Annotated in this window: 24 protein-coding genes and 1 other RNA gene; 17 read left to right on the forward strand and 8 right to left on the reverse strand. The window is 69.2% G+C overall.

From position 1 onward, the window contains the following. Positions 1–59: 59 nt before the first annotated feature. A complete protein-coding gene (locus AC1RRF_RS01290) occupies positions 60–1,313 on the forward strand; it encodes a S41 family peptidase (protein ID WP_492832079.1) in 1,254 nt (417 codons plus the stop codon). Between the two features lie 9 nt (positions 1,314–1,322). Beyond that, positions 1,323–2,579, forward strand: coding sequence for a S41 family peptidase (locus tag AC1RRF_RS01295; protein WP_492832081.1), 1,257 nt, complete (start codon positions 1,323–1,325; stop codon positions 2,577–2,579). Here the strand turns inward: AC1RRF_RS01295 and purT are convergent. The 4 genes from purT to tkt are packed head-to-tail and all read right to left on the reverse strand — an operon-like array spanning position 2,550 to position 6,991. Beyond that, positions 2,550–3,746 carry a formate-dependent phosphoribosylglycinamide formyltransferase gene (gene purT, locus AC1RRF_RS01300; RefSeq protein ID WP_492832083.1) on the reverse strand — a complete coding sequence of 399 codons (1,197 nt, stop codon included), beginning with the start codon at positions 3,744–3,746 and terminating at the stop codon, positions 2,550–2,552. The two genes, AC1RRF_RS01295 and purT, sit on opposite strands and share 30 nt — an antisense overlap. A gap of 14 nt (positions 3,747–3,760) precedes the next feature. After that, positions 3,761–4,594 (reverse strand): alpha/beta hydrolase, encoded by an 834-nt coding sequence (locus AC1RRF_RS01305; protein WP_492832085.1) that lies wholly within the window; start codon positions 4,592–4,594, stop codon positions 3,761–3,763. Continuing rightward, positions 4,594–4,992 (reverse strand): VOC family protein, encoded by a 399-nt coding sequence (locus AC1RRF_RS01310; RefSeq protein ID WP_492832087.1) that lies wholly within the window; start codon positions 4,990–4,992, stop codon positions 4,594–4,596. Before AC1RRF_RS01310 ends, AC1RRF_RS01305 begins: the two co-directional genes overlap by 1 nt. A gap of 4 nt (positions 4,993–4,996) precedes the next feature. After that, a complete protein-coding gene (gene tkt, locus AC1RRF_RS01315; protein ID WP_492832089.1) occupies positions 4,997–6,991 on the reverse strand; it encodes a transketolase in 1,995 nt (664 codons plus the stop codon). A 97-nt stretch (positions 6,992–7,088) separates the two neighbouring features. Between tkt and AC1RRF_RS01320 the strand changes: the two genes are divergently transcribed. The 15 genes from AC1RRF_RS01320 to AC1RRF_RS01390 all read left to right on the forward strand — a co-directional run bounded on the left by AC1RRF_RS01320 (position 7,089) and on the right by AC1RRF_RS01390 (position 16,407). Continuing rightward, positions 7,089–7,346: a hypothetical protein gene (locus AC1RRF_RS01320; RefSeq protein WP_492832091.1), complete on the forward strand. Its 258-nt coding sequence runs from the start codon at positions 7,089–7,091 to the stop codon at positions 7,344–7,346. Further along, positions 7,346–7,660, forward strand: a complete 315-nt coding sequence (locus AC1RRF_RS01325; RefSeq protein WP_492832093.1) for a cell division protein ZapA — start codon at positions 7,346–7,348, stop codon at positions 7,658–7,660. The genes AC1RRF_RS01320 and AC1RRF_RS01325 overlap by 1 nt, the downstream gene beginning before the upstream one ends. A gap of 59 nt (positions 7,661–7,719) precedes the next feature. Beyond that, a complete protein-coding gene (locus AC1RRF_RS01330; RefSeq protein WP_492832095.1) occupies positions 7,720–8,262 on the forward strand; it encodes a GbsR/MarR family transcriptional regulator in 543 nt (180 codons plus the stop codon). Positions 8,263–8,278: 16 nt separating this feature from the next. Further along, positions 8,279–8,944, forward strand: coding sequence for a DUF4166 domain-containing protein (locus AC1RRF_RS01335; RefSeq protein WP_492832097.1), 666 nt, complete (start codon positions 8,279–8,281; stop codon positions 8,942–8,944). Between the two features lies 1 nt (position 8,945). Continuing rightward, positions 8,946–10,400 (forward strand): TIGR01777 family oxidoreductase, encoded by a 1,455-nt coding sequence (locus tag AC1RRF_RS01340; RefSeq protein ID WP_492832099.1) that lies wholly within the window; start codon positions 8,946–8,948, stop codon positions 10,398–10,400. Between the two features lie 66 nt (positions 10,401–10,466). After that, the gene (locus tag AC1RRF_RS01345; protein WP_492832101.1) at positions 10,467–10,949 is read left to right on the forward strand and encodes a MarR family winged helix-turn-helix transcriptional regulator; all 483 of its coding nucleotides are present in this window, start codon (positions 10,467–10,469) and stop codon (positions 10,947–10,949) included. Beyond that, positions 10,946–12,304 carry a S41 family peptidase gene (locus tag AC1RRF_RS01350; protein WP_492832103.1) on the forward strand — a complete coding sequence of 453 codons (1,359 nt, stop codon included), beginning with the start codon at positions 10,946–10,948 and terminating at the stop codon, positions 12,302–12,304. The genes AC1RRF_RS01345 and AC1RRF_RS01350 overlap by 4 nt, the downstream gene beginning before the upstream one ends. Before the next feature lie 52 nt (positions 12,305–12,356). Then, positions 12,357–12,518, forward strand: a non-coding RNA gene (gene ssrS / locus AC1RRF_RS01355) — 6S RNA. A gap of 23 nt (positions 12,519–12,541) precedes the next feature. Further along, positions 12,542–12,769 (forward strand): hypothetical protein, encoded by a 228-nt coding sequence (locus tag AC1RRF_RS01360; protein WP_492832105.1) that lies wholly within the window; start codon positions 12,542–12,544, stop codon positions 12,767–12,769. Then, positions 12,766–13,326, forward strand: coding sequence for a 5-formyltetrahydrofolate cyclo-ligase (locus AC1RRF_RS01365; RefSeq protein WP_492832107.1), 561 nt, complete (start codon positions 12,766–12,768; stop codon positions 13,324–13,326). Before AC1RRF_RS01360 ends, AC1RRF_RS01365 begins: the two co-directional genes overlap by 4 nt. 2 nt (positions 13,327–13,328) lie before the next feature. After that, entirely contained in the window at positions 13,329–14,150 is an 822-nt protein-coding gene (locus tag AC1RRF_RS01370; protein WP_492832109.1) for a TIGR00282 family metallophosphoesterase, read from the forward strand. A gap of 62 nt (positions 14,151–14,212) precedes the next feature. Next, on the forward strand, positions 14,213–14,647 hold the full coding sequence (locus tag AC1RRF_RS01375; protein WP_492832111.1) for a hypothetical protein: 435 nt from the start codon (positions 14,213–14,215) through the stop codon (positions 14,645–14,647). Positions 14,648–14,704: 57 nt separating this feature from the next. After that, on the forward strand, positions 14,705–15,160 hold the full coding sequence (locus AC1RRF_RS01380) for a hypothetical protein (RefSeq protein WP_492832113.1): 456 nt from the start codon (positions 14,705–14,707) through the stop codon (positions 15,158–15,160). 5 nt (positions 15,161–15,165) lie between these two features. Then, the gene (locus AC1RRF_RS01385) at positions 15,166–15,483 is read left to right on the forward strand and encodes a BlaI/MecI/CopY family transcriptional regulator (RefSeq protein WP_492834121.1); all 318 of its coding nucleotides are present in this window, start codon (positions 15,166–15,168) and stop codon (positions 15,481–15,483) included. A gap of 84 nt (positions 15,484–15,567) precedes the next feature. After that, positions 15,568–16,407, forward strand: a complete 840-nt coding sequence (locus AC1RRF_RS01390; RefSeq protein WP_492832115.1) for a DUF5694 domain-containing protein — start codon at positions 15,568–15,570, stop codon at positions 16,405–16,407. Positions 16,408–16,409: 2 nt separating this feature from the next. On the opposite strand, the gene AC1RRF_RS01395 is transcribed toward AC1RRF_RS01390, so the two are convergent. The 4 genes from AC1RRF_RS01395 to purL are packed head-to-tail and all read right to left on the reverse strand — an operon-like array spanning position 16,410 to position 21,665. Next, positions 16,410–17,984 (reverse strand): alkaline phosphatase D family protein, encoded by a 1,575-nt coding sequence (locus AC1RRF_RS01395; RefSeq protein WP_492832117.1) that lies wholly within the window; start codon positions 17,982–17,984, stop codon positions 16,410–16,412. 47 nt (positions 17,985–18,031) lie between these two features. Continuing rightward, positions 18,032–19,111, reverse strand: coding sequence for a glycosyltransferase family 4 protein (locus AC1RRF_RS01400; RefSeq protein ID WP_492832119.1), 1,080 nt, complete (start codon positions 19,109–19,111; stop codon positions 18,032–18,034). Continuing rightward, positions 19,108–19,467, reverse strand: a complete 360-nt coding sequence (locus AC1RRF_RS01405) for a DUF305 domain-containing protein (protein WP_492832121.1) — start codon at positions 19,465–19,467, stop codon at positions 19,108–19,110. Before AC1RRF_RS01405 ends, AC1RRF_RS01400 begins: the two co-directional genes overlap by 4 nt. Then, positions 19,467–21,665 carry a phosphoribosylformylglycinamidine synthase subunit PurL gene (gene purL, locus AC1RRF_RS01410; protein WP_492832122.1) on the reverse strand — a complete coding sequence of 733 codons (2,199 nt, stop codon included), beginning with the start codon at positions 21,663–21,665 and terminating at the stop codon, positions 19,467–19,469. The genes AC1RRF_RS01405 and purL overlap by 1 nt, the downstream gene beginning before the upstream one ends. Positions 21,666–21,708 lie beyond the last annotated feature (43 nt).

A 21,708-nucleotide genomic window follows, 5' to 3' on the forward strand; every position in this document is an offset into this window, starting at 1 on the left:
CCTAACGTGGGTTGATGTCTTTCCGTCGTCTCGTTTCACGACTGACCGTGTCAGCCGCGATGGGCCTTGTGCTCGTCGCGGCTCCGTCGTTCGCCGGGGCGCGCGCTGCTGACGAGGCGCCCGCTGTCGTGGCTCCGATCGCCTCGACTGTCCTGTCGCCGCGCGAACGGACGCGGATGAACCAGCGGGTCTTCGACCAGGTCTGGGGCGAAGTCCGCACCCAATACTATGATCCCCGGCTGCACGGGGTTGATTGGAACGCGGCGCGCGGCGCCTACCGCCCCCGCGCCCTGGCCGCCCCCGACGACCGCGCCCTCTATGTCGTGTTGGACGAGATGCTGGGCCTGCTTGACGACGACCACGCCGGCGCCGCCCCGCCCGCCGTCGTGCGCCGCCAGGACCGTTTGCGCGAACGCCGCGCCGCCATCGGGGTCACCCTGCGGCCGGACTCGGCCCATCCCGGCGACTACACCATCGAGTCCGTCCGTCGCGGCTCTCCGGCCGAGGCGGCGGGGGTGACCGAGGGCTGGCGGCTGCACACGGGTGAGGGGTTGTGGAGCCCCGAACAGGATGTGATCGAGGGCCGCACCATCAACCTGACCTTCCTTGACGAGGAGGGGCGACCGCGTCCGCTGGATCTCACGCCCGTCGTCATGGACCCCCAACCTGCTTTCGTCGCCGACCGTTCGCGACCTGGGGTGGTGGTGCTGCGGGTGGATGGGTTCGAGCCCGGGTTGGGCCGCTGGATGGGGCGGGAATTGGCGGGCCTGCCGCCCGAAACCGACGTCATCGTCGATCTGCGCGGCAACCCCGGCGGACGGCTGATGGAGGCTGAGGCCGTGCTCAGCTGCTTCCTGCCGCGCGACCAGGTCTGGGCCACGCGCACGCCGCGCTCGGGCCGTCAGATCATCATGCGCACCGGCGGGGGGTGTGGCGAACTGGATGGGCCGGTGGTCAATCCCGTCGCCGTCCTGGTCGACGGCGACAGCCGCAGCGCCGCCGAACTGACCCCCGCGGCCCTGCAGGAAGCCGGGCGCGCCATGGTCGTCGGAGAGCGGACCGCCGGCGCCGTCCTGGTCTCGCAGGAGACCCGCCTGCCCGACGGCGGGCGCCTGACGCTCAGCCGCGCCGATTTCGTCACCTCGGGCGGGCTGCGGCTGGAGAAGCGGGGCGTGACCCCCGATCATGAGGCTGCTGCGACCCGCGAGGATCGTCAGGCCGGTCGCGACCCGGCCCTTCAGGCGGCGATTTCCGCCCTGGCCGCCCGGGGGCAGGGCGAAACAGCCTTGGCCGCGGGGACCCCTTCACTCTAGCTTGGGCGAATGCTCCGCATCGTCAGCCGCGTCCTTGTCGTCGCCTTCGCCCTGTCGCTGGCGGCCTGCGCCTCGATCCCCTACGCCCGGTCGGACGAACTGCCCCCGCCCGTGCAGGTCGCCGACGGTTCGCCGGCGCGGGCGGCTCTCAACGCCCAGGTATATGACGCCGCGGTCGGCTATGTGGAACGGCTGTTCTACAAGCGCGACTTCGGCGGCGTGCCCTTCATGGAGGCCGCCGCCGCTCGCCGCGCCGCCGCCGTGGCCGAGCCGAACGAGGACGGCTTCTACGCCCGGCTGACCGAACTGCTGGATCTGCTTGACGACGACCACACCCACACCCTCAGCCCCGTCGAGCGCGAGATGGTGCGCGCCCGCGAACAGGGCGAGGCGCGGGCCGGCTTCGGCATCGTGGTCACCCCGCGCGGCGACGAGCGCTATGTCGCCTTTGTCCGTCCGGGCATGCCGGCGGCGGAGGCGGGCGTCCTGCCGGGCTGGAAGATTCACACGATCGCGGGCCGTCCGGCCCTTCTGGCCTCGCCGCCCGTCGTCGGCCGGACGGACCGGGTCGTCTTCCTGGACGAGGAGGGCCGGGAACACGTCCTGGACCTCACCGCCGTCCTGACCCCGCCCATCGCCCGCTTCGAGACGCGCACGCTGGAAGGCGGTGTCGCCTATATCCGCTTCGATGATTTCGACCAGGTCCGCTACGACCAGTTCAAGACCGAGATGCAGCGGCTGGCGGGCGATCCGCCCCCTGGCCTGATCCTCGACCTGCGCACCAATGGCGGTGGGCAGTTGAACCTCGAAGCCCTGACGATGTCCTGGTTCTTCGCCGAAGACCGGGATGTCGTCATCCTCAAGGGGCGTTTCATCGACCGGCGGATGCACGTCGATCCGGCGCCGCAACCCTATCTGGGACCGGTCGTCATCCTGACCGGACCCGGCTCGGCCAGCGCGGCTGAACTGCTCGCGGGTGTCATGCAGGAGCATGGCAGGGTCACCGTCGTCGGTGGAACCACCCGCGGCGCCGTCACCGGCACCCGGGCGATAAACCTGCCGGACGGCGGTCTGTTGCGAGTCGGGATGCTGGTCATGGTCACGCCCGAAAAGCGTACGCTCGAGAAGGTCGGGGTCACTCCCGACATCGTCGTGCCCGACGACTGGCGCGCCGTCCGCGAGGGGCGTGACCCGGCGCTGGAGGCGGCTTTGGCCGCTGTCCGCGACCGGACCGTCTCAGCTGTGGACCGGACGGACCTTCCCTGACACTTCACGGGCGCGCTCGCGGGCCTGGTCCGTGTCGGCGCCCCGGGCCAGGGCCACGCCCATGCGGCGGCGCTCGAAACTCTCGGGCTTGCCGAACAGCCGCAAGTCCGCGGTCGGCACCGACAGGGCCTCGGCCACGCCCTCGAAGGCGATCCCCACGGCGTCCATGCCGCCGTAGATCACCGCGCTGGCGCCGATGTCGCGCTGACTGACGTCGACCGGCAGGCCCAGGATCGCACGGGCGTGCAGGGCGAATTCGCTCATCGTCTGGGTCGCCAGGGTGACCAGTCCGGTGTCGTGCGGGCGCGGGCTGACTTCCGAGAACCAGACCTGATCGCCCTTCACGAACAGTTCGACCCCGAACACGCCCAGACCGCCCAGCGCGTCTGTGACCTTGCCCGAGATGTCCTGCGCCGAGGCCAGGGCGGCCGCGCTCATCGCCTGCGGCTGCCAGCTTTCGACATAGTCGCCCTTCACCTGCCGATGGCCGATGGGGGCGCAGAAGGAGGTCGCGATCGAACCGTCCGCCGCCTTCGAGCGCACGGTCAGCAGGGTGATCTCGAAATCGAAGTCGATGCGGCCCTCGACGATCACCGTCGCCGTCTCGACCCGTCCGCCGGACTGGGCGTAGGCCCAGGCGGCGCCGGCGTCTTCCAGCGCCTCGATCATCGACTGTCCCTTGCCCGAGGACGACATCACCGGCTTCACGAACACCGGCAGGCCGATGCGGTGCGCCGCTTCCGCCAGTTCGGCGGCCGAGGTCGCGAAGGCGTAGGGGCTGGTCGGCAGGCCCAATTCTTCCGCCGCCAGCCGCCGGATGCCCTCGCGGTTCATGGTCAGCTGGGTCGCGCGCGCCGTCGGGATCACGGTGGCCAGGCCGGCGGCCTCGATATGGGCCAGCACCTCGGTCGCGATGGCCTCGATCTCCGGCACGATGATGTGCGGGGCCTCGGCCATGATGACGCCGTTCAGCACCTGGGGATCGGTCATCGGGATGACGTGGCTGCGGTGCGCCACCTGCATGGCCGGGGCGTTGGGATAGCGGTCCACCGCGATCACCTCGGCGCCCAGACGCTGCAGCTCGATGGCCACCTCCTTGCCCAGCTCGCCCGAGCCCAGCAGCATGACCCGCACGGCGGTGTCGGACAGCGGCGTTCCCAATTTCATCGCGGGGTCTCCAGTCAGTTTTCGGGCGGAACGGCGTACAGCCGACGGAAGGCGTCCAAGGCCGCGTCGTGATAGATGGTGGCGTGGCTCTCGGTCGGGCGGGGCTGATAGTCCCAGGTCACGCCGGGCATGGCGTACTGGCGCAGATTGCCCACCAGCACGTCCATGGCCGCCTGCATCTCTCCGCCTTCGTCGGCGATGGTCAGGATCAGGGTGCGGGGATCGTTCGAGTGATCGCGCAGATGGGCCCCGGCTTGCCGCGCCAGCTGTCCGCCGTCCCACCACAGGCTGGGGCTGACGGCGACATAGGCGTCGAACAGTTGCGGCTCCTTCAGGAAGGTCTCGACCACGAACAGCCCGGCCAGCGACTCGCCCATCAGGGCCGTCTCGCCGTTCGTGCGGAAGCGCCCCTCCACGAACGGCTGGACCTCCTTCCACAGGAAGTCGCGGAAGCGCGCCGACTGCCCCTGCGTCGGATAGCGGGCGATCAGCTCCGGATCCTCGGTCGGCAGGGCCAGTTCGTTGCGGCGATCGACCGAGGCGACGCCGACCACGATCACGTCCCGCGTCGTGCCGACGATGGTCCCCAGCTGGGCCAGGCCCGAGATGTGGTGGAAGTCCTGCGCCTGTCCGCCGTCCAGCAGATAGAGCACCGGATAGGTCTTACCGCTCTCGGCATAGCCGGGCGGCAGCCAGACATTGATCTCCCGCGTCCCGCCATAGGTCGCGGAGGGCAGGGCATAGGACTGGCCGATGACGATGGGCGTCGGCTCGGGGCCGGTGGTCTGCGCGGCCGCCGGGGCCGCGAAAACCAGCAGGGCGATCAGGGCGGCGACGGCGCGGATCATCAGACGGTCTCTCCTTTGGTCGGTTCGATCAGGTCCCAGGCGTTGCCGTACAGGTCCTCGAACACCGCCACCACGCCATAGGGTTCATGCCGCGGCGCCTCGCGGAAGACGACGCCCGCCGCGGTCCACGCGGCGTGGTCGCGGGCGAAGTCGTCGGTCTCCAGGAACAGCCAGACCCGCCCGCCGGCCTGGTCGCCGATGCGGGCGACCTGCTCCGGCGTCGTCGCCTGGGCCAGCACCAGGGCGGTGTCGCCGCCCTTCGGCGTCACCGTCACCCAGCGCTTGCCGCCGCCCATGTCGAGGTCGCTGGTCAGGTCGAAGTCCAGCTTGCCGACATAGAAGGCGATCGCCTCGTCGTACTCGCGGACCAGCAGGCTGACGGCGCCGAGACGGGACACGGCCTTACAGCCGCGCCTTGACCGCCGCGACCACCGCCTCGGTGGTGATGCCGAACTTCTCGTACAGCACTTCCGCCGGGGCCGAGGCGCCGAAGCCGGTCATGCCCACGAAGGCGCCGTCCTCGCCGATGAAGCGCTCCCAGCCCTGCTGGATCGCGGCCTCGACGGCGACGCGCACCGTGCCGCGGCCGATGACCGAGGCCTGATAGGCGGCGTCCTGTTGGAAGAACAGTTCGAAGCAGGGGACCGAGACCACGCGGGTCGGCGTGCCTTCGGCTTCCAGCTGGTCGGCGGCGGCCAGGGCCAGCGGAACCTCGGTGCCGGTGGCGAACAGGGTCGCCTTGGCCTCGCCCTTCGCGGCGCGCAGCTCATAGGCGCCCTTGGCCGTCAGGTTCTCCGACGACGGCGTGACGCGGACGGCGGCGGTCTTCTGGCGCGACAGGGCCAGGGCCGACGGCTTGTTCTTGGTCTGCAGCGCGATCTTCCAGCTCTCCATCGCCTCGACCGTGTCGGCCGGGCGGAAGACCAGCAGGTTCGGAATGGCGCGCAGGGCGGCCAGATGCTCGACCGGCTGGTGGGTCGGACCGTCTTCGCCCAGGCCGATGGAGTCGTGGGTCAGCACGTGGATCGCACGCACGCCCATCAGGGCGCCCAGGCGGATCGCCGGGCGGCTGTAGTCCGAGAACACCATGAAGGTGCCGCCGTAGGGGATGACCCCGCCGTGCAGCGCCAGGCCGTTCATCGCCGCGGCCATGCCGAACTCGCGGATGCCGTAGTTGATGTAACGGCCCTCATAGGTCGGCGCGTCCAGGATCGGCGTGTCCTTGACGAAGGTGTTGTTCGAGCCGGTCAGATCGGCCGAGCCGCCGACCAGTTCCGGGATGGCGGCGAACAGTTCGTCCAGCGCCGCGCCCGACGACTGGCGCGTGGCCTGGGCGGGCTTGGTCTCGACCAGTTCGGCGATCTTGGCGTCCAGCTTGGCGAAGGCGCTCTCCGGCAGGTCGCCCTTCATGGCGCGCGTAAAGTCCGTCGCCTGCTTCGAGGCGTTCAGGCGGGCTTCCCAGGCCTTGCGGTCCTTGGCTCCGCGACGGCCGACCTTGCGCCAGGCCGACAGGATGTTCTCCGGCATTTCGAACGGATCGTGATCCCAGGCCAGGCCCAGACGGGTGGCGGCGATCTCGGCGGCGCCCAGCGCCGCGCCGTGGGTCTTGTGGCTGCCTTCCATCGTGGCGGCGCCCTTGCCGATCTTGGTCTTGCACGCGATCAGCGTCGGCTTGTCCTGCTTTGAAGCCCAGGCCAGCACCGACTTCACGGCCTTCATGTCGTGGCCGTCCACGGCCTTCACGGCCCAGCCGGCGGCCTTGAAGCGCGCCTTCTGGTCGGTGGCGTCCGACAGGGACACCTTGCCGTCGATGGTGATTTCGTTGTCGTCCCACAGCACGGTCAGCTTGTTCAGCTTCAGGCGGCCGGCCAGGGCGATGGCCTCCTGCGACACGCCTTCCATCAGGCAGCCGTCGCCGGCGATGACCCAGGTGCGGTGATCGACGAGGTCGTCGCCGTACTTGGCGGCCAGGTGACGTTCCGCCAGCGCGAATCCGACCGAGGTGGCCAGACCCTGGCCCAGCGGGCCGGTCGTGACCTCCACGCCCGGCATGTGGCCGTACTCGGGGTGGCCGGCGGTCTTGGAGCCCCATTGGCGGAAGTTTGACAGTTCCGCCTTGGTCGCCGCCTTGTACCCGGTCAGGTGCAGCAGGGCGTAGATCAGCATCGAGCCGTGGCCCGCCGACAGGATGAAGCGGTCGCGATCGGCCCAGTCGGGGCGGCTCGCGTCGAACTTCATGAATTTGGAAAACAGCACCGTCGCCACGTCCGCCATGCCCATCGGCATGCCCGGGTGGCCGCTCTTGGCCTTCTCTACGCCATCCATCGCCAGTACGCGGATCGCGTCCGCCATCTGCTTCGGGGTGGCTTTCGCGGATACGGCTTTGGCGTCGGTCACTGTGGAGACCTTTCGTCGGAAGGCGGAAAAAGGGAGGCGCGCCGCTTTACCCCGACGCGTGCGCGGGTTCTATACGGATTCTGGAGGTTCTGACCGGATGGATGCTGCATCGGCCGCAAAGGATCGCGTTGATCGGGCTCTCGCCCTGCTCGAACGCCGTCTGCTCGACCTGAAAAGCCGCGCCGCGGGAAGCAGCCGCGTGCCCGAGGACGACCTCTTCGCGCCCCAGCCGTCCAGCGAGACCGACCGCGCCCGGATTCACGAGCTTGAGGCCGCCGGCCGCGACGCCGCCGAGACCCTGGCCCGCGCCGCCGATGCGATCCGTCTGACCCTCTCCGAACAGGAGGGGCGCTGATGGCCACCGTCACGGTCGAAATCAACGGCCGGCCCTACGCCGTCGGTTGCGCCGACGGCCAGGAAGACCGGGTCCGCGCCCTGGCCGCCGAGTTCGACGGTCACGTCCGGCAGGTCTCGGGCGAGGTCGGTCACGTCGGCGATCTGCGTCTGTTCCTGATGGCCGGCCTGCTGCTGGCCGACGAACTGCACGAGGCCCGCACCAACGGCGGCGGGGCCTCCGTCGCGACCGACCCGGTCGCTACCACAGACGGTGTCGCCGAGGCGCTGAACGCTGTCGCCGCGCGGCTGGAGAAAATCGCCCAGGGACTGTGACGACCGGACGCAGCTTGCGTCTCGTTGACACTCGATCTGTTCTGTCTGATATTTCTGTCATGACAGAAACAACGAAACTTCCCGGATCGCTCGAACGCTTCGTCCTTCATTGGGGCGAGATGGGCGGCTTCTGGGGCGTGAACCGTTCGGTCGCCCAGATCCATGCCTTCCTGATGACCGCCGAGAAGCCGATGACCGCCGAAGACATCGCGGGCACCCTTCAGATGGCGCGGTCCAACGTCTCCAACTCCCTCAAGGAGCTGCTGGCCTGGAACCTGATCCGCCGGGTGCCGATCCGCGGCGACCGGCGCGAGCATTTCGAGGCCGAGGCTGACATCTGGGAGGTCGCCTCCCGGATCGCCGCCGGGCGCAAGGCCAAGGAGATCGACCCGGCGCTGGCGACGCTGCGCGCCTGCGTCATCGAGGCGGAAGGCGATCCCACGGTCCATCCGGTCGCGTTGAAGCGGCTGAAGGAGATGCTGGAGTTCACCGAGACGATCGACCGCTGGTACGGCCAGATCACCACGGTGGCCCGGCCCAAGCTGATGGCGTTGCTGAAACTGGGCGCCCGCATCGCGGCGCTCATTCCCGGCGGCAAATAGCGAAGAGGAGGGGACGGTGGGGGCTGTTGCGACGATCAGGACTGAGGTCCAGCCGCGGGACGGCGAACTCGCCGACCTCCGCTTCCGCGCCCTGCTCCCCGCCGAGGACTGGACCGCGCTTCCTCCGGCGGTCCGCCGTCGCTTCTCCAAGCGAATGAAGGGCGGCGCCACCGTTGTCTATCGCGGCGAGGTCGTCGCCGTCGAAGCGCATCCAATGGGCCGTCTGCTGGCCCAGGCCGCCCGGCTGATCGGCGGCCCCCTGCCGCTGGTGTTCGAACCAGGCGCGGCGGTGGTCGCCGTCACGGAGGACGCCGTCGGTCAGGGTCAGGTCTGGAGCCGCATGTATGTGCGCAAGGGCGGCTTCCCGCAGGTGGTCCACAGCGCCAAACGCTTCACGGGTCCGACCGGACTGGAAGAGCATGTCGGCGGCGGCGTCGGCATGGCCCTGACCGTGACGGTGGAGGAGGGAGCTCTGGTGTTCCGCAGCGCCTTTTACTTCGCGACCCTTTTGGGCCTGCGCCTTCGCCTGCCGCGCTGGACCGAGCCCGGCGCCCTGACCATCACCCACCGCGACCTGGGCGAGGGCCGATTCGCCTTCACCCTAGCGCTGGATCATCCGTGGCTTGGTCGGCTCCTCGGCCAGGACGCGGTCTTCCGGGATCCCCCGGCCGACGAGGCATGAAATGACCGACCTGCTCTGGACCCTTGTGGCGCTCCAGATCGTCCTGGGCGCTTTCGACACCCTGTTCCATCACGAATTGACCGAGCGGCTGGCGTGGCGACCGTCGCAGAAGGCCGAGCTCCGTCTGCACGGCGTCCGCAACCTGATCTACGCCGCCCTGTTCCTGCTGATCGGTTGGGCAGAGCCGAAAGGCCTGCTGGCCGGCGCGATCCTGATCCTTCTGGCGGTCGAGGTGGTGATCACCCTGACCGATTTCGTCGAGGAGGATCGCACCCGCCGCCTCCCGGCGTCCGAGCGCGTCACCCATACCCTGTTGGCTCTGAACTACGGGGCCATCCTGACCCTGCTGGTTCCCTTGCTCCTGAACTGGGCGGGCGAGCCGGCTGGGCTCTTGATGGTTTCGCACGGCCTGTGGAGCCTGATGGCGACCGGGGCGGCGCTCGGAGTCTTCATCTTCGGCCTGCGCGATCTGGCGGCGAGCGAACGCTCCGACCGGTTGGTCCAGCCTGATCCCGCCGCCATGGGTCGCGAGCTGTCCGGTCGCCGCCGGGTGCTGGTCACCGGCGCCACCGGCTTCATCGGCCGCCGCCTGATCGCCGCCCTGACCGGCGCGGGGCATGACGTCATCGCCCTGGTCCGAGATCCAAGAACTGCGGACCTGCCCGCGCCCATCACGGTCGTCACCGACCTGAACCAGATCGCCGCGGATGCGCGCATCGACGCGGTCATCAACCTGGCGGGAGAACCGATCAGCGACAGCCCGTGGACCCTGTCCAAGCGCCGCCGCATCCTGCGCTCACGCCTGAAGGTCACGCGCGATGTGCGCCACCTGATCGCCCGCCTGCAGATTCGACCCCAGGTGCTGGTCAGCGGCTCGGCCATCGGCTGGTACGGCCTGCATGGCGAGGAGACCCTGGACGAGACCGGTCCCGGCAACCCCTGCTTCAGCCACCGCCTCTGCCATGCGTGGGAGCAGGCGGCCTTACGCGCCGAAACTCTCGGCGTGCGGGTCGTCACCCTGCGCATCGGCCTGGTTCTCGGCGCCGACGGCGGCATGTTGTCGAAGCTGCTGACCCCGTTCGAATTCGGTCTCGGCGGACCGATGGGGGCTGGGCGGCAGTGGATGTCGTGGATCACCCTCGACGACTGCGTTCGCCTGATCCTGCATGCGGTCGCCGAGTCGCGCCTCGCCGGTCCGCTGAACGCGGTGGCTCCGGGGGCGGTCACCAATCGCGACCTCAGTCGCGCGCTCGGCCGCGCCCTGAACCGGCCCGCATGGCTCGCCGCGCCCGCCGCGCCGCTACGGCTAGTCTTTGGGGACTTCGCCGAGGAACTTCTTCTGGGCGGCCAAAGGATTGTGCCGGGCCAGGCGCTGGCCACTAGCTTCCGCTTCCGCGATCCGGAGATCGACGAGGCGCTTGCCGCCATCGTCGGGGCCCGGCCGCGCGGCGTCTGACGCCGCGCCGTCGCCTGTCCGATTTGTCATTTGCGGAGATGTAACAGCGCTTATACATCTTTCGGCATGACCTATTCACAGCGCACCCATGGCGTTCTGCTTCGTCGCCTGATCGAGCATCTCGATGGCGCGGTGGAGCAGGCCTACGTTGACGCGGGCCTCGACTATCGCCCGCGTTTCACACCCATCCTGCGGGCCTTGGTGAACCATGGCCCGGCCAGTCTTCGCGCCCTGTCGGCGCGAACCGGCGTCACCCACTCGGCCGTCAGCCAGACGGTCAGCCAGATGGCGAGCCGGGACTGGGTCGCGCTGGAGCCGGGGGCTGACGCCCGTGAACGCATCGTCGCCCTGACTCCCTTCGCGGTGGAGCAGCTTCCCCTGCTGGAGCGGTGCTGGGCCGCCACCGCCGCCGCGGCGGCGGGGCTCGACGCGGATATCGGCCAACCGCTTGCCGACGTGCTGACGCGCGCCCTCGACGTCCTCGACCGCCAATCCTTCTCCGACCGCCTCGCGGCGGCGTCCTCCCCCCGATCTGGAGCTGACCGATGACCCGTTTCCGCCTCGTCGTTTCCGTTTGCGCCCTGGCCTGCCTGGCGGGCTCCCCCGCGCTCGCCCAGCGCGCCGCCCCCGTGGCGGCCGCCCGGAGCGAAGCGCCGCTCGCTCCTCTCACCGCCGATCAGCGCGCCGCCGCCGTCGCCCGCATCAAGCAGATCGTCCAGGAGCGCTATGTCTTCCCCGACCGCGTTCCCGCCATCCTGGCCCGGCTCGACCAGGGACTGGCGTCCGGCCGCTATGACGAGACCGTTCCCCGGACCTTCGCCGACCGGCTGACCGACGACCTGCGCGACTCCAGCGGCGACCGGCACATGTATGTGAACGTCGATCCGGCCCAGTACGCCGCCGCGATCTCCGGCTCGGCCGAGCCGGAGGCTCGGAACCCGGCGCTGGAAGCTCTGTGGGAACGCGGCGCCGTGCGCGCCAACCACGGCCTGTCGGACATGCGCCTCCTGCCCGGCAACGTCCGCTACCTGCGCATCAACCAGTTCCATTGGGTCGATGACCGCACCGGCGAGGCCTATGACGCCGCCGCCCGCTTCCTGCGCGAGGGGGACGCCGTCATCATCGATATCCGCAACAACGGCGGCGGTTCGCACGGCGCCGTCCGCTACTTCATCAGCCACTTCATGGACGGCGATCAGCTGGAGATGACCTTCCTGCAGAGCGGGGAGGAGCCCTCGCAGTCCCGCACCCTCGAATATCTCCCGTCCGGCCGGATCAAGGGCAAGCCGGTCTATGTCCTGATCAACGCGAACGTCGGCTCCGCCGCCGAGGCCTTCGCCTACGACATCCAGCAATTCCATCTCGGCACCCTGGTCGGGTCCAAGACGGCCGGCGCCGCCAACAACAACGGCTTCGAGCCCGTCGCTCCCGCCTTCATGCTCAGTGTTTCCTTCGGCCGTCCGGTCCATCCGGTCTCCGGGACCAACTGGGAGGCGGTCGGAATCTCTCCCGATGTCGCCGCGCCCGACGGTCAGGAGCTGGACGCCGCCCAGGCCCTGGCTTTGGCCGCCCTTGAGGCCCGCCCGGACGCGGACCCGGCCGACCGCGCCGACTGGGAATGGGCCCGCATCGGGATCGAGGCGCGAATGCACCCCGTCACCATTCCCGTCGCCCGGCTCCGCACCCTGGCCGGCGACTATCAGAGCCGCCGGATCCTCTTCGTCGATGGAGGCCTGCTCTACCGCCGGACCAATGGCCAGACCGCCCGTCTGACCCCGTTGACCGCCGACGGCCTGTTCGCTGTCGAAGGCTTCGACGACCGATTCCGCATCCGCCTGACCGGCGATGCACTGGAGTCGCAATGGATCAGCGACGCGGCGCCCATCCGCTTCCCCCGTTCCTAAGGACGCGGGACTGGCGCCGGAGGGGGTGAAGGACTATCTTGCTCGACGGCGGGTCCTGCTGCGGCCCACGTCGAAGGCAACATTTCCTCGCGACCTTAATTCACTCGAAGGGATCTGTCCCTGTTTGGGCTCGAGGGCCCGGGCACACGGAGCCCACCTGGCTACCCAGGTTCGAGAGGATTTAAACGTCCTTCACGGTTCTTGCGGCGCCGCCACCCTTTCTCCCCGGAGCTTACGATGAAGCGCGGCTGGTTCGGACCCAAGGTGTTCGGCTGGGGCGCGTCCCCGGCCTCGTGGGAGGGCTGGGTGGCCACCGTCGTCATGATCCTGGCCATGATCGGCGCCGGCGTCGTCATCGATCCGGCCGACGGCGCCCTCGCCTGGAGCGCGCGCGGCCTCATCATCGCCGTCTATCTCGCCGTTGTCGCCTTCACCTACCGCAGCGACGCCCGGACCTCGCTTTGACCTTTCATCACAAGGCCGGCCTGCGCGCCGAGGCCCGCGCCCTGCGCAAGCGGCTGTCAGGCCTCGACGCCGGGGCGGCGCAGCGGGCGGCTGAACATGTCGGCGCCCTTCCGCCGGGCGATCCGGTCGCCGTCTATCGCGCCATCGGCTCTGAGCTCGATATGGACGCCCTGTCCCTGGCCCTGGCCGGACAGGGGCGAACCCTGTGCCTGCCGGTGGTGCTTGAGCCGGACGCCCCCATGATTTTCCGCCGCTGGTCGCCCGGCGATCCGTTGGAGCTGGATCAGGCGGGGGTGCCCGCGCCGCTGCTGCTGGCCGAAACGGTCACGCCGGAACTGATCCTCACCCCCTTGCTGGCGTTCGACCTTCAGGGCGGTCGGCTGGGGCAGGGGGGCGGCTATTACGACCGCACCTTCGCCGCCCTGCCGGAGGCTATCCGCATCGGCTTCGCCTACGCCGGACAGCAGGTCGAGGATCTGCCGCTCGAGGGGCACGACATACGCCTGCATGGCGTTCTGACCGAGGTCGGCTATACCGCCGCCCGAAAGGTACTCTGAATATGCGTCTCGCGTTCTTCGGCGATGTGGTCGGCAAGTCCGGCCGCGACGGCCTCACCGACCACCTGCCCGGTCTCAAGCGGGACCTGAAGCTCGATTTCGTGGTGGTCAACGCCGAGAACGCCGCGGGCGGTTTCGGCATCACCGAGCATACGGCCAACGAGCTGTTCATGGCCGGCGCCGACTGCCTGACCCTGGGCAACCACAGCTGGGACCAACGCGAGGCCCTGACCTATATCGTGCGCGAGCCGCGCCTGATCCGGCCGCTCAACTATCCGCGCCTGATGGACGCCCCCGGCGCCGGGGCCAATCTGTTCGAGACCCACTCGGGCAAGACCGTGCTGGTCATGAACGCCCTGGGCCGCGTGCACATGGATGCGGTCGACGACCCGTTCGGCGCTGTCGAGAAGGAGCTGGCCGCCTGTCCCATGGGCATGGCCGCCGACGCCATCATCGTCGACATGCACGCCGAGGCGACCAGCGAGAAGATGGCTATGGGCCATTTCTGCGATGGCCGCGCCTCCCTGGTCGTCGGCACCCACACCCACGTCCCGACCGCCGACTGCCAGATCCTGCCCGGCGGCACGGCCTACCAGACCGACGCCGGCGGCTGCTGCGACTATGACTCGGTCATCGGCAACGAGAAGGAAGAGCCCCTGCGGCGCTTCACGACCCGCCTGTCCGGCGGCCGCTACACCCCGGCCCACGGCCCGGCCACCATCTGCGGCGTCTATGTCGAGACCGACGACCGCACGGGCCTGGCCGTCCGGGTCGAGCCCATCCGCGTCGGCGGCCGCCTGAGCCAGGCGATCCCCGTCGTCTGAGGAGGCTGGCGCCTCGCCGAAGAACCGGCCTATCGTGATCCCTGTTGTTCGGGGGCAGGGTCATGATCAGCGAAGAGGCGGTTGTGCCGGGGGGGAGCGTTCACCGCCTCAGCCTTACCGAAGCGGTGGTTCATTCCACGGATCCGCTTACCCACCACGTCCTGCTCGGCGTCGTGCTGGTGACGCTCGTCGTCGTCATCATCGCGTTGATCGATCTGATCCGGGGCGGCCGCTTTCGGACCAGCGCCCTGGCGTTGACCCGGATGCTGTCCTTGCTGGCTCCCTTGCTCGGCCTGTTCGGCGGGGCGATGCAGCTGGCGACGACCGCCCTCTTCGTCGCTGAGCAGAACATCGCCAATCCGGCGGTCTGGGCCCCGTCGTTCATGGTGTCGGCATGGGTGATCGCGACCAGCGCGGTCTGTGGCGCTCTCGGGGTCATCTTCACCGCCATCCTCCGTATGGACAGCGCCCGGCGAGGGGCGAAGACGAGGGATTGACGAAGAAGTTTACATGCGTAATCTAATCGTATTACAAACGTAATCCGAGAGGGCGTCATGTCGGCTATCCGCTTCATCACCATCGGCGCCGCGGCGTCGCTTGTTCCCGGACTGGCGCAGGCCCGTCCCAAGCTCACGCCCGCCGTCGTCTTCCAGGACGCGGCCCTGCCAATGCAGATCATCATGCTGGCGCTGCTCGTCGCCGCGCTGGCCGCCATCGTGGTCACGGTGCGCAAGGTCCTGTCGGGGCCGCGCCTGACCGGCGGCTCCGCCTATCTGCAGGCCCTGCGTCTGGGCGGCCCGCTGATCGGCCTGCTCGGCGCCGCCTACAATGTGCTGATGGTCAACCTGGCCATCGCCAACATCGGCGAGCAGCCGCCCTATCACGTCATGGCCCCCGGCGCGGCCGAGGCGGCCTTCCTGTTCGTGCTGGGCCTGATCGCGGGCGTGGTCGCCGTGATCTGCAACTGGATCGTCGAGGCGCGCATCGACCGCGCGGTGCTGCGGTCCTGACCCGCATCGCCGTCACCGAGGCGGAGAGCGCCGTCCTCGCCGCCCTGTGGCGCTGCGGTCCGCTGTCCGCCGCCTCCCTGATGGACGAGGTGAAGTCGCGCCAGCCATGGGGCGACGCCACCATCAAGACCCTTCTGCATCGCCTGATGCAGAAGGGGGCCGTCCGCTCCGAGCGCGAGGACGGGCGCCAGCGCTACCACGCCGTGCTGGAGCGCGACGCCTGGCTGGACGCCGAGGTCGGCGATCTGGTCGACCGGTTGTTCGGCGGTGATTTCGAGGCGCTTGTCGCGCATGCGCGACGGGACCGGTCGGGCAAGGGCTGAACCTGTCGAAGACTTAATTCGCCCCGGCGCATCCGTGCGCTACAGCCGTCGCCTCATAAGGCGAAAGCCTCCGGGGAAATCACCATGCTGAAAGTCATCGCGGCCCTCGCCGCCCTTGTCCTGCCGACCGCCGCCATGGCCCAGACCGCCACACCGGCGCCTGAGCCCGCACCGATCGAAGTGATGATCCTCGGCAGCTATCACATGGATAATCCGGGCCAGGACGTTCACAACGCCCGTATCGACTCGGTCCTGACGCCGGACAAGCAGGCTCAGCTTCAGGCCGTGTCGCGGGCGCTGGCGCGGTTCAATCCCACCGCCCTGGGCATCGAGCGGATCGCGGACGACCGGGCGACCCTGCTCGATCAGGCCTATCCGAACTTCACGCCTGCCGACCTGCTGACCGACGCCGACGAGCGGGTGCAGATCGGCTACCGGCTCGCCCACGATCTCGGACTCCAGCGCGTCTACGCCATCGATGAGAACGACCGGGAGGGCCAGCCTTCCTACTTCCCATTCGACGAGGTGATCCAGTGGGTGCAGGCCAACGGCCGGGACGCCGACTTCGCCGCGCTGAACGGTCAGATGGGCGCGATCTCGTCCGAGATGGAACGCCGCCAGCACACCGGCACGGTGGCCGAGCTGCTGGCCTGGATGAACACGCCCGAGCACATCGCCTATGGCCAGGGCATCTATGCCCAACTCCTGGCGTTCGGCGCCGGCGACGCCCAGCCGGGCGCCGTTCTCAACGGCCGCTGGTACACTCGCAACGCCATCATCTTCGCCCATCTACGGCAGGTCGCGCGGCCGGGCGACCGGATCGTGATCCTCTACGGCGCCGGCCACAACTACTGGCTCCGCCAGATGGTCAGCACCACGCCGGGCTACAAGCTGGTCGAGCCCAACGACTACCTGCTGCCCTAGAGCTAGGCCGCCGTCACCCGGGCGTCGCCACTGGCCACGGCCAGCTTCGTCCGGGTTGACAGCACGCCGCCGCGCTCGGACACCTTGTCCAGCACCTTGAGCTCGGTCTGCCAGCGCTCCGGCGTCACGTCGCAGACGGCGTAGCCGCGTTGGGCGTTGTTGAACTTCAGGAACGGATTGTCAGCCAGGTAGCGGCGGCCGTCGGTCCGCTGGTCCTGGCCGTCCCCGCCCGAGCTGACCGAGGTGATCACGAACTCCGCGGCGATTGGCGCGCCTTCGGGATTGCGGCTGTCGCGGTACAATTCGCCCGCATAGTTCTGGTGCTCATCCCCGGTCAGCACGATGGTGTTGCCGATGCGGCGCTCGCGCAGCCGGTCCAGCAGCCGTTGGCGCGGGATCGAATAACCGGCCCAGCTGTCCAGGTTGAACCCGGTCCCGTCGCCTTCCTTGCGGTCCAGATCCATCAGCATCACCTGCTGCGCCAGCACCTTCCAGTGGGCGCGGGATTGGTCGAGGTTGCGGTACAGCCACTGCTCCTGCGCCTCGCCCATCACCTGCGCGGCCGGGTCGCGCACGCCTTCGCAGTTCCCCGCCCACGCGCCGTCGCAGGGGATGGCCGTCCTGAACTGGCGAGTGTCGAGGAAGTTCAGGTCCAGCAGGTCGCCCCAGGTCGCGTGGCGGTACAGCTGCATGTCCGCGCCGCGCGGGAAGGCTGAGCGCCGCAGCGGCATGTGTTCGTAATAGGCCTGCGCCGCCGCCTGCCGCCGCAGGTGGAAGACCTCGGGCGGGGTGCCGTCCTGATCCCAGGCGCTGGTCCAGTTGTTGTCGGTCTCGTGGTCGTCCCAGGTGCAGAACCAGGCGGTCGCCGCATGGCTGGCCTGCAGGTCCGTATCCATCTTGTACTGCGCGTAGCGGCGCCGGTAGTCATCCAGCGAATAGACCTCGCCGCCGAAATGCTGACGCGGGTTCTCGCGCGGACCGTCGGCGCTGTTCCACACCCGGCTGCCGCGCCCTTCGTAGATGTAGTCGCCGTAGAAGTAGATGAAATCCAGATCCTCGCCCGCCGCAGCCCGGTGGGCGGTGTAGTAGCCCTGCTCCCAGGCCTGGCAGCCCAGCACGCCGAAACGGGCCTGCGCCACCGCCGCGCCTGCCGCCGGCGCGGTCTTGGCCCGGCCCGTGGCGGTCCGCTCGGTTCCGGCGATGAAGCGGTAGAAATAGGCGCGGCCGGGCTGCAGGCCGGTGATCTCGACGTGGACCGCATGGCCCAGCTCCGGGCGGGCGATCGCCTCGCCCCGCTGCACGACTGTCCCGAAGCCCCGATCCGTGGCGACTTCCCACTTCACCGGCACCGGCTGGGTCGACATGCCGTAGCCGATGTCGAACGGCTTGGGCGCCAGCCGGGTCCAGATCACGAAGCCGTCCGGCGCCGGGTCGCCCGCGGCGACGCCCAGCTGGAACGGATAGTCGGAGAAGACCGGATCAGCCAGCGCCTGCCGACCGGAACCCAAGACCACGCCGCCGGCGCCCAACGCCAGCATCAGGCCTCGGCGGGAAACAGAATCGGGCAGGATGGCCATGGGGAACTCCTTGAGCAGGAGCTCGACCTAGACCGTATATGTGACGGTCATTCCGCCGGCGCGCGGGCGTCCAGCAGACGGTGGCGCAGGGCTGACAGTTCGGCCGCGCGAGCAGCGGGCGTATGCGTTTCCATCACGTGGGCCTGACCGGCGCGGGCCAGGGCGAGGCGGCGTTCCGGGTCGGTGATCAGGTCCTCGATGGCGGTCGCCAGGGCGTCGGCCGTCAGAGGTTCGACATAGACGGCGTGCGGCCCGCTGACCTCCCGCAGACCGCCCCGGCCGGAAGACACCAGGGCGGCGCCGGCCGCGTGGGCCTCCAGCGCCGACAGGCCCAGCGGCTCCGCCCAGACGGATGGGACCGCGGCGATGGCGGCGCGCCGCGTCGCCTCGCGCACCTCGGTCAGCGGGGCGTGGGGCCGGATGGTGACCCGGTCCGTCCGCGCCAGCATCCGTTCGACGTGCGGGCCGGCCCAGCCGACGTGTTTCTGCCAGTCGCCGAGGAACAACTCCGCCCGCCACCCGGGGCGCCGGTTCAGCACGTCCGGCAGCGCCTCGCACAGCAGGTCCATGCCCTTCTCGGGAATGGCGCGACCGGCGAAGACGATCAGTGGATCCCGCGTTTCGGGGGATGCGGCCCATAGCGTGGCGTTGATCGGATTTCGCACCGCGAAGGCGCGGTCAGCAAAGGCCGGATAGATCGCCACGAAGGCGGCGCGGGACGCCTCGCTGACGAAGATCAGCCCATCGAATGTCTTGTAGCGCTGGCGATAGCGCCACATGTCGATCGGGTTGCGAGGCGGTTTGACGTCGTTGTGGCGGTACAGCAGCCGTAGCGCCTTTGGGAACCGGCGGGCCAGCCGGGCCGCGCTGATGGCGTGCTGGTGAAACTCGATGATGTCCGGCGCGAAGGCTTCCAGCGCCTGAACCAGATGCGCGTGGCGGTCGCCGCCCGCCGGCATGACGTGCATCGGCAGGTCGCCATGCGACCTGGCGCCTTCTTCGCAGAAGATCTTCAGGACTTCGTCCTCGCCCGCCTGCGAGGCCAGCGTCCGGATCACGGTCTCGATGGAGTTCGGCTGCTCGGCGGCGAACAAGCCGCCCGGGGGCAGGACGATGGCGATTCTCATTCGGCGGGGGAGTCCGGGACGAACGCTTCCAGCTCGGCGATCTCGCGGGTGCGGTTGTCGATGACCGCCTGCGCCGAACGGCGAATCCGCGAATCCCGCGATTCCGCCAGAACGGCGCTCGCCGTGGTGATGGCCTCGCGGTTCTCCCGGATCATCACCTCGGCATAGGCGGCCTCGGCTGCAGTGGGCGCGGCCCGGGGCGAAGTCCCCTCAGGCGCGGCGGTCTCGTCATAGGTCACCGTCGCCGACTGGTTCGCCGCCGCCGTCTCGCGCAGGGCCTGCTCGACCGGATCACCGCCGCCGTCGCAGGCGGCCAGCGTCAGGATCGCGGCCAGCCCTGACGCGGCGGCGCGCATCAGCCGTTCATCCAGTTCGGCATCCAGCTTTCATGCATCTCGCGCAGGTGATCCAGCGGGAGGCTGAAGAGCTCGCCCGAGCGGAAGTCCCGGCCCTTGGCGCGGCCGACGACCGAGGCGTGCAGGCCGGCGGCCTGGGCCTTGGCGATCACCTCCGTCGGATCGCCGACGGCCACCAGATAACGGGCCTGGTCCTCGCCGAACAGGAAGACGTGGGCGTGAGTCGCCGAGGTGGCGTCCAGCTCGATCCCGACGTCCGAGGCCAGGGCGATATCCGCCGCCGCGCCGATCAGGCCGCCGTCGGACAGGTCGTGGACGCAGGTCAGGTCGCCGGTCGCGATCAGGTCGCGCACGAAATCGCCGGTCTTGCGCTCCAGCTTCAGGTCGACCGGCGGCGGCGCGCCGTCCTCGCGACCCAGCACTTCGCGCAGATAGATGGAGGCGCCCAGTTCGCCGTGCGTCTCGCCGATCAGCACCAGCACGTCGCCCTCGACGGCCCCGCCGAAGCCGACGGTCACGTCATAGTTGGACAGCAGGCCCACGGCGCCGACCGTCGGGGTCGGCGGGATCGCGGCGCCGTTGGTCTCGTTGTAGAGGCTGACGTTGCCGCTCACGACCGGGAAGTCCAGGTCGCGGCAGGCCTCGGCCATGCCGTCGATGGCGCGGACGATCTGGCCCATGATCTCGGGCCGCTGCGGATTGCCGAAATTCAGGTTGTCGGTGATCGCGATCGGCAGGGAGCCGACGGCGGTCAGGTTGCGCCAGGCCTCGGCCACGCACTGCTTGCCGCCCTCGTAGGGGTCGTTCTGGACGTAGCGCGGGGTGCAGTCCGAGGTGACCGCCAACCCCTTGTCCGTGCCGTGCACGCGCACCACGCCCGCGTCCGCGCCGGTCGAGGAGTCCTGCAGGGTGTCGGCCATGACGTGACGGTCGTACTGCTCCCAGATCCAGCGCTTGGACGCCATGTCCGGGCAGGTCAGCACCTTGATCACCGCATCGACCCAGCTCTCGGGGGCGGGAACCTCCTTGGGGTCGAGGCGCGGGTGCAGCGCCGGCTGGACCCACGGGCGGTCGTACATCGGCGCGTCGTCGAACAGCGGGGCCAGCGGCACGTCGCAGACCGTCTCGCCGTGATGCTTCAGCACCAGACGACCGGTGTCGGTGGTCACGCCGATGACGGCGGCGTCCAGGCCCCACTTCTCGAAGATGCGGTGGCCGTCGGCCTCGCGGCCCGGCTTCAGGACCGCCAGCATCCGCTCCTGGCTTTCCGACAGCATCATCTCATAGGCCGTCATGCCCTCTTCGCGCTGGGGCACGGCGTCCATGTTCAGCTCGATGCCGACGCCGCCCTTACCGGCCATCTCGACCGAGGACGAGGTCAGGCCCGCCGCGCCCATGTCTTGAATCGCGGCCACCGCGCCCGAGGCCATCAGTTCCAGGGTGGCTTCGATCAGCAGCTTCTCGGCGAACGGGTCGCCGACCTGCACGGTGGGGCGTTTCTCATCCGAATCCTCGTCGAACTCGGCCGAGGCCATGGTCGCGCCGTGGATGCCGTCGCGGCCGGTCTTGGAGCCGAAATAGACGACGCTGAAGCCCGCCGACGGCGCGGCCGAATAGAAGATCGCGTCCGACTTCGCCAGGCCCACGCACATGGCGTTGACCAGGATGTTGCCGTTGTAGCCGGCGTGGAAATTCGTCTCGCCCGCCACGGTCGGAACGCCGACGCAGTTGCCGTAGCCGCCGATGCCCGAGACCACGCCCGAAACCAGACGCTTGGTCTTCTCGTGGTTCACATCGCCGAAGCGCAGGGCGTTCAGCAGGGCCACCGGGCGGGCGCCCATGGTGAAGACGTCGCGCATGATGCCGCCCACGCCCGTCGCCGCGCCCTGATAGGGCTCGATATAGGACGGGTGGTTGTGGCTCTCCATCTTGAAGATGCAGGCGTCGCCGTCGTCGATGTCGATGACCCCGGCGTTCTCGCCCGGCCCGCAGATGACGCGCGGTCCCTTGGTCGGGAACTTGCCCAGATGGATCTTGGAGGATTTGTACGAGCAGTGCTCGGACCACATCACCGAGAAGACGCCCAGTTCGACATGGTTGGGCTCGCGGCCCAGCCGGTCGAGGACGACCTGATATTCGTTCGGAGCCAGGCCGTATTCGGCGGCCAGTTCGGCCATGGTCTTTTCAGGAGCGCTCATGGCCCGGCCTTCTAGCGACAGAAGACCCCTCTGTCAGCCTTGC

It is taken from the genome of Brevundimonas sp. GW821-FHT12C05 (assembly GCF_058807475.1).

What these genes read in the sequence shown, in the direction of transcription:
- AC1RRF_RS01290 (WP_492832079.1), top strand. Translation starts at nt 60, where the DNA reads ATGGGCCTTGTGCTCGTCGCGGCTCCGTCGTTCGCCGGGGCGCGCGCT.
- AC1RRF_RS01295 (WP_492832081.1), top strand. Translation starts at nt 1,323, where the DNA reads ATGCTCCGCATCGTCAGCCGCGTCCTTGTCGTCGCCTTCGCCCTGTCG.
- purT (WP_492832083.1), bottom strand. Translation starts at nt 3,746, where the DNA reads ATGAAATTGGGAACGCCGCTGTCCGACACCGCCGTGCGGGTCATGCTG.
- AC1RRF_RS01305 (WP_492832085.1), bottom strand. Translation starts at nt 4,594, where the DNA reads ATGATCCGCGCCGTCGCCGCCCTGATCGCCCTGCTGGTTTTCGCGGCC.
- AC1RRF_RS01320 (WP_492832091.1), top strand. Translation starts at nt 7,089, where the DNA reads ATGGATGCTGCATCGGCCGCAAAGGATCGCGTTGATCGGGCTCTCGCC.
- AC1RRF_RS01325 (WP_492832093.1), top strand. Translation starts at nt 7,346, where the DNA reads ATGGCCACCGTCACGGTCGAAATCAACGGCCGGCCCTACGCCGTCGGT.
- AC1RRF_RS01330 (WP_492832095.1), top strand. Translation starts at nt 7,720, where the DNA reads ATGACAGAAACAACGAAACTTCCCGGATCGCTCGAACGCTTCGTCCTT.
- AC1RRF_RS01340 (WP_492832099.1), top strand. Translation starts at nt 8,946, where the DNA reads ATGACCGACCTGCTCTGGACCCTTGTGGCGCTCCAGATCGTCCTGGGC.
- AC1RRF_RS01345 (WP_492832101.1), top strand. Translation starts at nt 10,467, where the DNA reads ATGACCTATTCACAGCGCACCCATGGCGTTCTGCTTCGTCGCCTGATC.
- AC1RRF_RS01350 (WP_492832103.1), top strand. Translation starts at nt 10,946, where the DNA reads ATGACCCGTTTCCGCCTCGTCGTTTCCGTTTGCGCCCTGGCCTGCCTG.
- AC1RRF_RS01360 (WP_492832105.1), top strand. Translation starts at nt 12,542, where the DNA reads ATGAAGCGCGGCTGGTTCGGACCCAAGGTGTTCGGCTGGGGCGCGTCC.
- AC1RRF_RS01370 (WP_492832109.1), top strand. Translation starts at nt 13,329, where the DNA reads ATGCGTCTCGCGTTCTTCGGCGATGTGGTCGGCAAGTCCGGCCGCGAC.
- AC1RRF_RS01375 (WP_492832111.1), top strand. Translation starts at nt 14,213, where the DNA reads ATGATCAGCGAAGAGGCGGTTGTGCCGGGGGGGAGCGTTCACCGCCTC.
- AC1RRF_RS01380 (WP_492832113.1), top strand. Translation starts at nt 14,705, where the DNA reads ATGTCGGCTATCCGCTTCATCACCATCGGCGCCGCGGCGTCGCTTGTT.
- AC1RRF_RS01390 (WP_492832115.1), top strand. Translation starts at nt 15,568, where the DNA reads ATGCTGAAAGTCATCGCGGCCCTCGCCGCCCTTGTCCTGCCGACCGCC.
- AC1RRF_RS01395 (WP_492832117.1), bottom strand. Translation starts at nt 17,984, where the DNA reads ATGGCCATCCTGCCCGATTCTGTTTCCCGCCGAGGCCTGATGCTGGCG.
- AC1RRF_RS01400 (WP_492832119.1), bottom strand. Translation starts at nt 19,111, where the DNA reads ATGAGAATCGCCATCGTCCTGCCCCCGGGCGGCTTGTTCGCCGCCGAG.
- AC1RRF_RS01405 (WP_492832121.1), bottom strand. Translation starts at nt 19,467, where the DNA reads ATGCGCGCCGCCGCGTCAGGGCTGGCCGCGATCCTGACGCTGGCCGCC.
- purL (WP_492832122.1), bottom strand. Translation starts at nt 21,665, where the DNA reads ATGAGCGCTCCTGAAAAGACCATGGCCGAACTGGCCGCCGAATACGGC.